Annotated in this window: 10 protein-coding genes; 6 read left to right on the plus strand and 4 right to left on the minus strand. The window is 65.5% G+C overall.

Translation table 11 applies throughout. The features are described 5' to 3' along the window. Nucleotide 1: 1 nt before the first annotated feature. Entirely contained in the window at nt 2–1,489 is a 1,488-nt protein-coding gene (locus KZZ07_RS14795; RefSeq protein ID WP_219515219.1) for a UbiA family prenyltransferase, read from the minus strand. 269 nt (nt 1,490–1,758) lie between these two features. Here KZZ07_RS14795 and KZZ07_RS14800 point away from each other — a divergent pair, with 269 nt between their 5' ends. Both KZZ07_RS14800 and KZZ07_RS14805 read left to right on the plus strand, forming a co-directional pair. After that, nucleotides 1,759–3,075: an aromatic ring-hydroxylating dioxygenase subunit alpha gene (locus KZZ07_RS14800; RefSeq protein WP_219515222.1), complete on the plus strand. Its 1,317-nt coding sequence runs from the start codon at nt 1,759–1,761 to the stop codon at nt 3,073–3,075. Then, the gene (locus KZZ07_RS14805; protein WP_219515225.1) at nt 3,075–4,505 is read left to right on the plus strand and encodes a glutamine synthetase family protein; all 1,431 of its coding nucleotides are present in this window, start codon (nt 3,075–3,077) and stop codon (nt 4,503–4,505) included. The genes KZZ07_RS14800 and KZZ07_RS14805 overlap by 1 nt, the downstream gene beginning before the upstream one ends. A 12-nt stretch (nt 4,506–4,517) precedes the next feature. Here KZZ07_RS14805 and KZZ07_RS14810 read toward each other — a convergent pair whose 3' ends face one another. Then, nucleotides 4,518–5,486 (minus strand): ketopantoate reductase family protein, encoded by a 969-nt coding sequence (locus KZZ07_RS14810; protein ID WP_219515229.1) that lies wholly within the window; start codon nt 5,484–5,486, stop codon nt 4,518–4,520. A gap of 276 nt (nt 5,487–5,762) precedes the next feature. Between KZZ07_RS14810 and KZZ07_RS14815 the strand changes: the two genes are divergently transcribed. From KZZ07_RS14815 to KZZ07_RS14825, 3 genes are all read left to right on the plus strand, one after another. Then, nucleotides 5,763–8,189, plus strand: a complete 2,427-nt coding sequence (locus KZZ07_RS14815) for a PIG-L family deacetylase (RefSeq protein ID WP_219515231.1) — start codon at nt 5,763–5,765, stop codon at nt 8,187–8,189. Nucleotides 8,190–8,266: 77 nt separating this feature from the next. Further along, entirely contained in the window at nt 8,267–8,965 is a 699-nt protein-coding gene (gst, locus tag KZZ07_RS14820; protein WP_219515234.1) for a glutathione transferase, Atu5508 family, read from the plus strand. Then, on the plus strand, nt 8,962–9,342 hold the full coding sequence (locus tag KZZ07_RS14825) for a carboxymuconolactone decarboxylase family protein (RefSeq protein WP_219515237.1): 381 nt from the start codon (nt 8,962–8,964) through the stop codon (nt 9,340–9,342). Before gst ends, KZZ07_RS14825 begins: the two co-directional genes overlap by 4 nt. Before the next feature lie 13 nt (nt 9,343–9,355). On the opposite strand, the gene KZZ07_RS27730 is transcribed toward KZZ07_RS14825, so the two are convergent. Both KZZ07_RS27730 and KZZ07_RS14835 read right to left on the minus strand, forming a co-directional pair. Continuing rightward, nucleotides 9,356–9,697: a trypsin-like peptidase domain-containing protein gene (locus tag KZZ07_RS27730; RefSeq protein ID WP_255564366.1), complete on the minus strand. Its 342-nt coding sequence runs from the start codon at nt 9,695–9,697 to the stop codon at nt 9,356–9,358. A 210-nt stretch (nt 9,698–9,907) separates the two neighbouring features. Then, nucleotides 9,908–10,549 carry a TetR/AcrR family transcriptional regulator gene (locus tag KZZ07_RS14835; protein ID WP_219515240.1) on the minus strand — a complete coding sequence of 214 codons (642 nt, stop codon included), beginning with the start codon at nt 10,547–10,549 and terminating at the stop codon, nt 9,908–9,910. Between the two features lie 116 nt (nt 10,550–10,665). Between KZZ07_RS14835 and KZZ07_RS14840 the strand changes: the two genes are divergently transcribed. After that, nucleotides 10,666–12,711, plus strand: coding sequence for an NADH:flavin oxidoreductase (locus tag KZZ07_RS14840; RefSeq protein ID WP_219515242.1), 2,046 nt, complete (start codon nt 10,666–10,668; stop codon nt 12,709–12,711). Nucleotides 12,712–12,796: the final 85 nt, after the last annotated feature.

Below are 12,796 nucleotides of genomic sequence, written 5' to 3' on the forward strand. Positions count from 1 at the left end.
CTCACAAGGCACCGATCACGGCGAACCCGAGGCACAGCAGCATGCAGAGCTGGCTGACGCGGTCCCGGGCGGCATAGACCAGCGGATCGTCGTGCATGTGGCCCCGGTGCGCGATCATGATGGTCCGGGTGATCCAGAACAGCAGCACCGCCCCGATCCCCCAAAGCATGTAGGGCGCATTGTAGAGCTCGCTGATATCCGGGGAGTCGACATAGAGGACCAGCACCAGCACCGAGACATAGCCTGCCGCGATGGCGATCATCGTGATGATCGGCAAGTCTCCGACGTTGTAGCCCCGCCCGCGCGCATGCAGCGTGCCGCGCCGGGCGCTGTCGACCAGTTCTGCCTGACGCTTGACCGCTGCAAGGGCGAGGAAAAAGAAGATCGCAAAGGCCAGCAGCCAGACCGACAGCGGAATGCCCGTGGCCACGGCGCCCGCGACGATACGCATGCTGTAAAGCCCCGCAAGGGTGCAGATGTCGATCACCATCTTGCGCTTGAGGTTCAGCGAATAGGCCGTTGTCAGCACGAAATAGCCGCAGACCACCGCCAGAAAGAGCGGGCTCACCGCCAGCGACACAGCCGCGCCCGCCAGGAACAGCGCAGGCGCCATGATCATCCCGTGCGACAGCCGCACCGCGCCCGAGGCGAAGGGCCGCCGCTTTTTGCGCGGGTGGGCACGGTCGGCGTTCAGGTCGATCATGTCGTTGACGACATAGACGCTGGAGGCCACGAGGCTGTAGGCAACGAAGGCGGACATGGCCAGGAACACCGTCGCAGGATCGAACTGGTGCCCCGCCAGCATCGGCAGGAAGACCAGGATGTTCTTCAGCCATTGATGCGGGCGCAGCGCCTTGATGTAGGGCCGCAGGGTCACGGGCTTGGTGGTCAGGTGTTCGACCTCGGGGGCGATGGCCTCCGCCTCGGACTGCAGCCGTTTGGAGGCGTTCACTGTGACCGCCCGGGCGGATTGTTCCCAGACCGGCAGGTCGGCGGAACTGTCCCCCATGTAGACGTATTGGCCCGGCCCAAAACGATCCGACAGAAAGCTGGCCTTGGCCTGTCCCTTGAGGTTGCGCGTCCCGTCAGAGCCATGCACCTCGTCGAAGTCGCCCAAATGCGCGGCAATGGCCTCGGCCAGGCTCTGGTCCGAGGCCGTCACAAGCGCGGTGCGCCCGCCCTTTTCGCGCCAGGCCCGGACATAGGCCAGCACGTCGCGGTCATAGGGAAGCGTCGCCGTCTCCAGCCGGGCGGTTTCGGCAAGCCGCTGTTTCAGTGCCGCACGTCCCTGGGTCAGGGCGCGCATGGCGGTCAGGGCGACGGTCCAGTCGCGGCCGAAGGCGGTCCAGAAGCTTTCGTACAGCATGTCGCTGCGCAACAGCGTCCCGTCGAGATCGACAACCAACGTCAGCCCGGTCCGGTCGTGCAGCGGATCCTCCGCTGCCCCGCCGGACTGACCATCCGGACCGCGTGCTGGCTCTGCGTACATTACCCTGTCCATTCAGGTGTTTGGAACAGCCGATACCCTAGGCGGGCCAGCCTGTCACGTCGAGCGCGGAAAACCTGCGGCGCGGAATGTGTCCGAGGGGCCACAGGCCGGATCCCGCCCTGCCGCAGATCCGGACTCGGCCCCTGCCCGCCGAGCGGTCTTGACCCTGCGGCACCCATGCCGCGGACGGCGTTTATCTTGACGCCGCAACCACCTGCCCGCCACACTCCGCCCAAAGCCAGACAGCCGAGACGCGGGAGGAATGCGGCATGATCAGCCAGGAGCTCAATGATCGTTTGACCAGAGTGGGCCGGGACCAGCCCGCTGGCGAAGTGCTGCGCCGCTATTGGCAGCCCGCCGCGCTAAGCGATGAGCTGAAAGGCCCCCGCCCGGTCGTGCCGGTCACCTTGCTGGGTGAGAACCTGGTGCTGTTCCGGGACAACGAGGGGGAACTTGGCCTGATCGGGCGGCACTGCCCGCATCGGGGCGCCGACCTTTGCTATGGCCGACGCGAGGACAACGGGCTGCGCTGCCCCTTCCACGGCTGGCATTTCGACCGCACCGGCCAATGCGTCGAACAACCCGGAGAGCCCGAAGGCTCGAAGATGCATGAACAGATCCGCACGCCCGCCTATCCGGTGGTCGAGCGTAACGGAATCGTCTTTGCCTACCTCGGACCCGGAGACCCGCCGCCGCTGCCGAATTTCGACTGTTTCCGCGCGCCGGACACGCATGTCTTTGCCTTCAAGGGGCTGTGGGAATGCAACTGGCTGCAGGCGCTGGAGGTCGGCATCGATCCGGCCCACGCGTCGTTCCTGCACAGGTTCCTGGAGGACGAGGACCCCAAGGACAGCTACGGCAAGCAGTTCCGCGACAGCGCGGCGGACACGAACATCCCGATGACCAAACTGCTGCGCGACTATCCCCGCCCCGAGATCCGGGTCGAGGAAACCGATTTCGGCCTCAAACTGACGGCGCTGCGGCACATGGAAAACGGGCTGACCCATGTGCGCGTGACCAACCAGATCTTCCCCGAGGCGATCTGCATCCCGATGAGCCGCGAGATGACGATCACCCAGTGGCACGTCCCGATCGACGATGAGAATTGCTATTGGTATTCGATGTTTACCAGCTTCGACAAGCCGGTGAACAAGGACCTGATGCGCGAACAAAGGCTCAAGGAACACCGCCTGCCGGATTACGCGCCGCTCAAGAACAAGCGCAACGACTACGGCTATGACCCCGAGGAACAGGCGCGTGAGACCTACACGGGCATGGGGCTGGATATCAACGTGCACGACCAGTGGGCGGTCGAGAGCATGGGCCCGATCCAGGACCGCACCGATGAACACCTGGGCAAGACCGATGTCGGCATCATCCGCTATCGCCGGATGCTGCGGGCCGCGATGGATGCGCTGGAAAAAGGCGAGGAAGAGGCCCTGCCGATGCGGGGCGCGGTCGATCCGTCGACTCTCAAGGGGCCGCTGTCCAACGATGCGATTGCCGACAGCGCCGATTGGGACGCGGCCAGCCTGCGTGCCGATGCCGAACGGCGCGACGCCTGTCCCTGGGACGCGGGTCTCTGATGCGGGATCACCTGGCGCAGGGACGGCTGTGCCGTGACGGGCTGTTGCAGCCCGAGGCCGCGGCAGAACTGATGGCGCGGGTCGAGGCCGAGGGGATCGAGACCCTGCGCATGCTCTTTGCCGATGCCCACGGCATCCTGCGCGGCAAGACGGTCACGCGGCGCGGGCTGGAGGGTGCCTTGAAGGCGGGCCTGCGGGTTCCTTCGACGCTCCTGCTCAAGGACCTGTCGCACCGGACGGTCTTTCCGATCTGGTCCGAGGCAGGCGACACGCCGATGGCGGGTGCCAGCGACGTGATGCTGGTGCCCCGGGTCGAGACATTCACCCCCCTGCCCCATGCGCCGCATTCGGCAATGATCCTCTGCCGCGTGCTGCGCACCGACGGCAGCGCGATCCCCTTCGTTCCGGAAACGCTGCTGCAGGGGGCCGTCGACCGGCTGGCCCTGCGCGGCATGCGGGCGGTCATGGGGCTGGAGGTCGAATTCCAGGTGTTCGAACCGGTGGAGGCCGCACTGGATCATGCCGACGCCACCATGCCGCCGCGCCCGCCGCTGACGCGCGGCGTTAACCAGGGCTGGCAGTATCTCACCGAAACCCGCTACGACGCTGCCGAACCGCTGCTGGACATCCTGCGGCGCAGTTCCGAGGCGATGGGCCTGCCGGTGCTCTCGGTCGAGGTCGAGATGGGGCCGAGCCAGTTCGAGTTCACCTTTGCCGCAGATGACCCGCTGACGATTGCCGACCGGGCGGTGCTGTTCCGCACGATGGTCAAGGAAGTCTGCGCGCGCGAGGGTTACCTGGCCTCTTTCATGGCCAAGCCCCGGCTGGAGAACGCCGCCGCCAACGGATGGCACATCCACCAGAGCGTAACGGACATGGACGGGCGCAACCTGCTGATTCCGGATGAGGGCGGTGTGCTGACAGATGTGGCCTCGGGCTGGATTGGCGGGGTGTTGGCGCATGCGCGGGCTTCCTGCATCGCAACGACACCCACCGTGAACGGCTACAAGCGCTACGCGCCCTACCAGCTTGCCCCGAACCGGATCGGCTGGGGTGCGGACAACCGGGGCGCCATGCTACGCGCGCTGATGGCCCCGGGCGACGAGGCCAGCCGCGTCGAGAACCGAGTGGCGGACAGTGCCGCGAACCCCTATTTCGCGCTGGCGTTCCAGATCCTCTCGGGACTGGACGGGGTCGAGGCGGGGCACAGCGCGCCCGCCCCGCTTGAGAACCCCTACGACGACGCGGCAGAGCAGCTGCCCGCCACCCTGGGCGAGGCGATTGCCGCCTTCGAGGGATCACAGTTGTACCGCGACGCCCTGGGGGAGGCGACGGTATCCTACCTGGCCACGCTGAAGCGGGCGGAATGGGACCGGTATCTGTCGGCGATCTCGGAATGGGAACAGGCGGAATATTTCACCGCTTTCTGAGGCGCCGCGCCGTCACAGCCCCAGTTCGGCGGCCAGGTCCTCCGGCGTCATGGCCCCCGCCGCCGCGCCGCTGCGCGCAAGCCGGGCCGCAAGGGACGTTACGGCCATGTTGAGGGGCGCCTTGCCGCCGTTGCGCCGGGCGATCAGCGCCACCTCGCCATTGAGGTAATCCGTCTCGACCGACCCCGCCCCGCGCAGGAAGCTCTGCGTGGTGGAGTTGCCGGCCCGGTCGACGCCCTCGACGGGCGCAATCTCCAGCAACGTGCCACGGCGCGGGTCGCCGTCGCCCATGTCCTGCCAGGAGACACCGGCGTCCCGGAACACGGCCTCGGCCTCCTGACGCAGGGCGGTGGTGATCTCGGGCGCCTTCACGCCCCGCCCAAGGGCCGCCTCGACGATATTGCCCAGGTTGACGATCAGCTTGCCAAACTTGTTTTCCATCACGGTATCCGTGACGAATGACCGGATGCCGGCGCCGGTCATCGCCTCTGCCAACACCTCGTCCGACGCGTCCGACCCACCCGGATAACGGCCGATGTCGAAGACGCCGTAGTTGGGACGGCCGAAACAGATCGCTTCGTCTGCCGCGATGTATTCGGCTGGCAGCATCACGTTGATCCCGTGCACATTGTCGAAGAACCGCAGGGCAAGGTCCTCGTTCGCGACACCGTTCTGCATGCAGAAGACCGGTTGAGAGACATAGCCAGCGGCACGCAGGTCGCCCAGGGCCGCGGCGCTGTCCTGGCTTTTGGTCGCCAGCAGAATCATGTCATCTTCGCGCGGCGTCAGCTCTGTCGCCTGCTCGACCAGGGCCAGCGGCACCCGCTGTTCGCCCTGGTGGCCGCGCAACAAAAGGCCCTTGTCACGCACAGCGGCCAGCCGCCGCCCGCGCGCCACGCCGATCACCTCTTGCCCAGCCAGGGCAAGCGCCGCCCCGACGACCCCGCCAACGGCCCCGACCCCGAAAATCACCACCCTCATAACCGTCTCTCCCGTCCGCGTTCCGGGCGCGAGCATGGGGCGCTGAACCAGGGGGCGCAAGTCCGGCCACGGGTGGCTTGGCCACTGTGGACCACATTGTTTCGAAAACCGTGATACAGTGTTTCCATGCGCTCCAAAACCACCTGCACAACCGATGCGTGAAAGCTGGTAACCTCGGCTTGGTTTCGGTCCGATTGGCGGCTCCCGGCCGGGGTATTCCGGGAAATGACAACCTCTGGACGGTGCAACGCCGTGTAGGGCCAAGGGAGAAATGCCATGCCACCTCTCGGGATCACGGGATCGCTGGACGAGATCGAGGATGTGACCGGAGCATTCGAGATCGAGGTGGTCGTGCGTTTCGACGACCTCGACGCGGGCTATTGGCAACGCGTCTTCGACTTTGGCGACGGGCCGAACAGCAACAACCTGCTGCTGACGCAATATGAGAACACCAACACGCTGATGTTCGTCCTCTACCAGGATGGACAGGCCTACCGCGTCACGGCACCAGAGGCGATCGTCGAGGGAGAAACCGCCACCTGGAACGTCGGCTTCGCGGCTGATGGCACCATGTGGATCGACAAGAATGGTCTCCGCTTGGCCGAGGCGCCGGGCGTGGTTCCGACGGAAACCGCACGGCTCAACGAATTGCTGGGAGAGTCGAACTGGGCGGACGATACGCCTCTGGACGGTGCGATTTTGGGCATAGACGTGACCAACGCCGGCGACGCCGTGGACGGCGGGCGCCTGAACATGCCCGAACAGATCGGCGGGGCCTTTCAACTGGATGTCGTCACCCGGTTCGACGACCTCGACGCCGCCCAGGACCAGACCGTCTTCGATTTTGGCGGGGACGGACCCGAAGGCGCGATCCGGCTGCAACAGGTGGGCACCTCCGACGCCCTGCGCTTTTCGATCGTTCAGGATGGGATCACCCACGAGATCACCGCCGAGGGCGCCCTGGTCGAGGGGGACTACGCGGTCTGGTCCGTCGGGATCGACGCGGACGGGCGCATGTGGCTGGAAAAGGACGGTCTGCTGCTTGCCGAGGGCGCGGGGGTGGTGCCGGCGGATGTGGACAGGGGACTTCTCATGGTCGGCAGCCCTGCCGGATCCGATGGCGGAGCACTTGACGGCGTTGTGCTGGACCTGACGGTGACACAGGGGACAAGCGATCCGGTTGATCCCGTCGACCCGGTGGACCCAACCGACCCAGTTGATCCGGTGGTCCCGGTTGATCCGGTTGATCCCGTTGATCCTGTCGACCCGATAGAGCCTGTCGAAGGCCCGCAACAGATCGACGGGGCCTTCCGGATCGACGCAACCGTGCGTTTCGATGACATCGAAGGCGGTTACTGGCAGCGCGTCATCGACTTTGGCGACGGCCCGGCGACGAACAACATCCTCTTTACCCAGATCGAGAACACCTCAGGCATCATGCTGGAACTCTGGCAGGACGGCGAGGTCTATCGCGTCGTGGCCGAGGCGGCCATCGTGGAAGGTGAAACCGCCGACTGGAGTTTCGGCATCGACGAGACCGGCCTGATGTGGATCGACAAGGACGGTGTGCGACTGGCAGAGGAACAGGGTGTGGTTCCGGCGGACGTGGATCGTGCCAACCTGCTGGTGGGCAGTTCCAACTGGGCCGGGGATTCACCGCTGATCGGCCAGATCGACGGGCTGACCGTCCTCAATGGGGTCGACCCCACCGATCCCACGGTCCCGACCGACCCAACAGATCCTACAGATCCGGTCGATCCTGTGGATCCGACCGATCCCACCACCCCCGAACCGCCGATCACCGGTAGCGGCGACATGGTGATCGTTGCGCACCAGGACGACGACCTGCTGTTCATGAACCCGACGCTGGACACGCTGATCGACGGCGAAGAGCCCGTGACCACCATCTACCTGACCGCCGGGGATGCCGGGCGAGGAGAAGAGTACTGGGCCGGGCGCGAAGCGGGGGAAAAGGCGGCCTATGGCCACATGGCCGGGTCCGATGACTGGGTGGATGAAACCGTCAGCGTGACCATCGGGGACACGACCTACGAGGTGGCCAGTTCCTACCTTGCCGACGATCCCGACGTGCGCCTGTATTTCCTGCGCCTGCCGGACGGGTTCGGGGATGGCAGCGGCTCGGCCACCTACGGCTACCAGAGCCTTGAGCAACTGGCCGGGGGCGAGATCGACAGCGTGACGGCGGTGGACGGCAGCGCCACCTATACCTCGGAGGACCTGACCGGGCTTCTGACCGCGCTGATGGAACGGCACACGCCCGACCACATCCATATCCAGGACCACACCAGCGACCTGTCCGACATCGAGCATTCCGACCACCTGACCACGGCGGCCTATGCAACAGATGCCGTGGCCGACTACAACGCCGACCTCACGGTGACGAGCTATGTCGGCTATGCATCCTGGGGGCTGGAAGAGAACCTGACCCCCGATGAGCAGACCGTCGTCGAGAGCACCTTTGACAGTTACGCCGCCTATGATCCGCTGGTCTTTGGCAGCGATGGCGCGCTGATCGGATCTTATGTCGACTGGGTTCAGCGCGAATACGTGGCCGACGAATACCAGCTGACGGCCACCGATCCGGAGGGCGCCACCCTGTACGATGCCCTTATGCGGACGCCAGAAGCCACCGAGCCGCCCCCGGAAGAGCCCGCGCCAGAAGAGATCGACCTGGTGATCTGACCGCATCGGCCCCGACGCGAAGGGATGACCCCGCACGTGGAATCGGCGTAGCCTCGGGCCGAAGACCGGAGGCCCCAATGTCCTATACGCTGCTCTACTGGCCCATCCCCTTTCGGGGCCATGTTCCACGTTTCATCCTTTCCCAGGCGGGCGCGGAGTGGGACGAGCCCGGGTTTGACGCCGTCCTGGCGGCCAAAACCGCCCCACCGGAGGAGCAGCCGACACCGTTCATCGGACCGCCCGTGCTGATCGACCATGACACTGGTCGGGCGCTGTCGCAAATGCCCGCCATCTGCATGTACCTGGGGCGCAAACACGGCCTGTCACATGACCCCGACATGGACCTGCGGCTGCTTTGCGATGCCTCGGATATCCTGCTGGAGATCACCTGCCATCATGGCGCGACCATGTGGACGCGGGACAGCTGGACCGCCTTCCGGAGGGATCGCCTGCCGCGATGGATGCGGGGACATGAACGGCTGGTGACAGAAACGGGGGTCTCGGGAGCGGGCGGATACATGTCCGGAGCAGAGGCGCCGGGCCTGTCCGATCTTGTGCTGGCCGCCCTCTGGCACACGATGGTCGATCGGCTGCCACCGCTTCGGCCCCTGCTGCATGACACCGCGCCGGTGCTGGCCGCGTTGGTGAACCGGGTGGCCGGCTTGCCCGCCCTGCTGCGTTTGCGCGACGACTGGGCCGATTGCGCCGATGTCTACTGCGCGGGGCAGATCGAGGCCTCGCTGCTGGAGATGCTGAACGAGGACATGAGAGCATGAGCACATTCGACGAGGACCTGTTCCTGAAGGGGCTGGAGCAACGCAGGGGAACGCTGGGCGCGGACTACGTCGACCGGAACCTGGCCGCAGCCGATGACTTTACCCGCCCCTTTCAGGAGGCGATGACCGCCTGGTGCTGGGGGTTTGGCTGGGGCGACGACGTGATCGACGCCAAGACGCGGAGCATGATGAACCTTGCCATGATCGGCGCGCTGGGAAAGATGCAGGAATGGGAGACCCACTGCCGGGGCGCCCGGACAAACGGCGTCTCCTGGGAGGAGATCCGCGCCATCATCCATGTCGTCGGAATCTACTGCGGCGTGCCGCAGGCGCTGGAGTGTTTTCGCGTGGCACGCCGCGTGATGGAGGCCGAATAGACCCTGCGCGCCATCACGGCTTGCAGGTCTGGGCAATGGTGACAACCACCCCTTCCGAGGACAGGTACTCTGCCAGGTCCGACGATGGCAGGGCAAAATCCGTCTTCACCTTGGGCGAGGCCGCCTCACCCGAGGGATTGGCCCAGATGATGAAGGTATTCATGCCAATTGCTTTAATGCCAATGACCTGCCCACAGGCATTGATCAATGGGCCACCGCTGTTGCCCTGATGAACCTCTGTGGAATGGGCAAAGACCTCGTGCCCGTCCGCCTGCGGCGGGGCGTCGATCAACTTTCTGACCGAGGTGCGGAAGGCATCCAGTTGCAGACCGTCTTCGGCGCAGATCACGGTCATGCCCAGGTCACGCAGCTTTTTGCGTTTCGGCTTCCTCGTTGTCGAGGATCGCCTTGGTCGCTTTCTGGCGGGTCTGTTCGGCGGCCGAAGCAGTGGGCAGAGATGTCGCGTAGGTTGGCGGCGGCGATCAGGCCTTATCGCTCCCCGAACCGCGCCTGCGTCCCCCTGCGGCTGGGAATCTATTTTCGCGGGCCCCTTCCGCGATGTGGTCTACCCGGCCAGATCGGCATCCCCGTGTTTCGCCCCGAAGCGCGCCAGTTCGCGCGGGTCCGGCGCCTGGCCGGTGAAGGCTTTCACATAGTTGGGAATCCGCGCCAGGCGCAGGCCGACGTCCTCCTGTACCTGCATCGAGATATACCCGATCTGGACCAGGTACATCGTGCGCGCCCGAACGTCAGCTTCGCCCGGATCGAATCCGAAGCGCTCGAACATCCTCCGAATGGCCGAAAGACGCAGGTCGTCAGTGGCGTTCACCTTTGCCGCAATGGTATCGGACTGATGCGCCCACCCCCGCACCGCAAGGTCCAGACGCGGCTCGAATCCGCCGCCGGGCAGAAAGATCCCGATCACCGAGAGCGCCGCCTCGGTGATCGTCTCTGCAAAGGCCTCTGTCGCCTGGACGAGACACCGGGTGTTGATCTTGTCCCAGTCATCCAGCAGCGCCTGCAGCAGGGCCTCCCTGTCGTCGAAGAACCAGTAGAAACTGGTCCGCGACAGGCCAAGCCGACTGGCCAGCGGCTGGATCTTCACCGCGTCGATGCCCGAGGCGATAAAGGCCTCGCGCGCCGCATCGAGCCATAGCTCACGCGATCCCCGCCACCCTTTCGGTTTCTCGTCCGTATCCTGCGTCATGGCGAACCTTCTAGCAGCAGGACCGGGGCGCCACAAGAAAACTCGACATGTGTGAACACAAACTTGACACAAGTGAACATTCAGGGCATCGCTGCCTCGTCAACAGCGGAGGCCCCATGTCCAACGATCCCCTTCTGCAGCCGTACCAGCTCAAGCACCTGACGCTGCGCAACCGCATCATGACCACCAGTCACGAACCGGCCTACCCCGAGGACGGGATGCCCAAGGACCGCTATACCGCCTATCATGCGGAACGGGCCAAGGCGGGCGTGGCCCTGACCATGACGGCCGGCTCTGCCGCCGTGTCCAAGGACAGCCCCCCGGTCTTCAACAACGTGCTGGCCTACAAGGACGAGGTCGTGCCGTGGATCCGCAACCTGACCGATGCCTGCCACGAACACGGCAGCGCGGTGATGATCCAGCTGACGCACCTGGGCCGCCGCACCGCCTGGAACAAGGGCGACTGGCTGCCTTCTGTTTCCTCCTCCAAGCACCGTGAACCCGCGCACCGCGCCTTTCCAAAGCTGGCCGAGGACTGGGACATCGAGCGCATCATCACCGATTTCGCCGATGCGACCGAACGGATGCAGGCGGGCGGCATGGACGGGGTGGAACTGCAGGTCTACGGCCACCTGCTCGACCAGTTCTGGTCGCCGCTCACCAATGACCTCGACGGTCCCTATGGCGGCCGGACGCTCGAGTCCCGGATGCAATTGCTGAACGACGTGCTGGACGGCATCCGCAAGCGGGTGGGCAATGAGTTCATCGTCGGCCTGCGCTATACCGCCGACGAGGCCGAGGCCGGTGGCATCACCCCCGAGGAAGGCATCCAGATTTCCAAACGGCTTGCCGCCGGGGGGAAGGTCGATTTCCTGAACGTCATTCGCGGCCGCATCCACACCGATCCGGCGATGACCGACGTGATACCGGTGCAGGGCATGAAGAACGCGCCGCACCTCGACTTTGCGGGCGCGGTCAAGAAGGCCACCGGAATGCCCACCTTCCACGCCGCCAAGATCCCCGACGTGGCCACCGCGCGCCACGCCGTTGCGGCTGGCCTGCTGGACATGGTCGGCATGACCCGCGCCCACATGGCCGACCCGCATGTGGTGAAGAAGATCATCGAGGGGCGCGAGGACGATATTCGCCCCTGCGTTGGCGCGACCTACTGCCTCGACCGGATCTATGGCGCGGGTGAGGCGCTGTGCATCCACAACCCCGCCACCGGACGCGAGCTGACCATGCCGCACACGATCGCGCCTGCCGCCGACCGCAAGAAGGTGGTGATCGTTGGCGCCGGTCCTGCCGGTCTTGAGGCCGCCCGCGTCGCCGCCGAGCGCGGCCACGATGTGACGGTGCTCGAGGCCCAGCCCGATCCCGGCGGCCAGGTGCGCCTGACCGCGCAGAACCCGCGCCGGCGCGAGATGATCTCGATCATCGACTGGCGCATGGCCCAATGCGCGGCGCGGGACGTCGCGTTCCACTTCAACACCTGGGCCGAGGCCGAGGACGTGACCGCGCTGAACCCGGACGTGGTCATCGTCGCCACCGGCGGCATGCCCAACACCGAACTCTTCGAGAGCGGCAAGGAGCAGGATCTGGTCGCCTCCGCCTGGGATATCATCGCGGGCGACGTAAAGCCCGGCCAGAACGTCCTGATCTACGACGAAAGCGGCGATCACCCGGGGCTGATGGCTGCCGAGGTCGCCGCCAATGCCGGTGCCACGGTCGAGGTGATGACCCCGGACCGGACCTTTGCGCCCGATATCATGGCGATGAACCTGGTGCCCTACATGCGCGCCCTGCAGGACAAGGACGTGACCTTCACCGTCACCCGCCGCCTGCTGGACGTGCTGCGCGACGGCAACGAGTTGAAAGCCGTGATCGGCACGGATTACAGCGATCTCAGGACAGAGAAGCGCTATGATCAGGTGGTGGTGAACTATGGCACCTTGCCGATGGACGAGCTTTATTTCGACCTGAAACCGCTGTCCTCGAATGGTGGGGCCGTGGACTACGACGCGCTGATCGACGGCCAGACGCAGACCGTGACCCGCGGCCCGGCGGACGGTTTCCAGCTGTTCCGCATTGGGGACGCCGTCAGCGCCCGCAACACGCACGCGGCGATCTATGACGCGCTGCGGCTGGTGAAGGATATCTGACGACTGGCCTTTTGGGGTGCCCGCACCCCAAAAGGCCAACTGACCAGCATACACAAAGGGCGGCCCCGGGGGGCCGCCCTTTGCC

Source organism: Mameliella sp. CS4 (genome assembly GCF_019392335.1).
Classification (GTDB): domain Bacteria; phylum Pseudomonadota; class Alphaproteobacteria; order Rhodobacterales; family Rhodobacteraceae; genus Antarctobacter.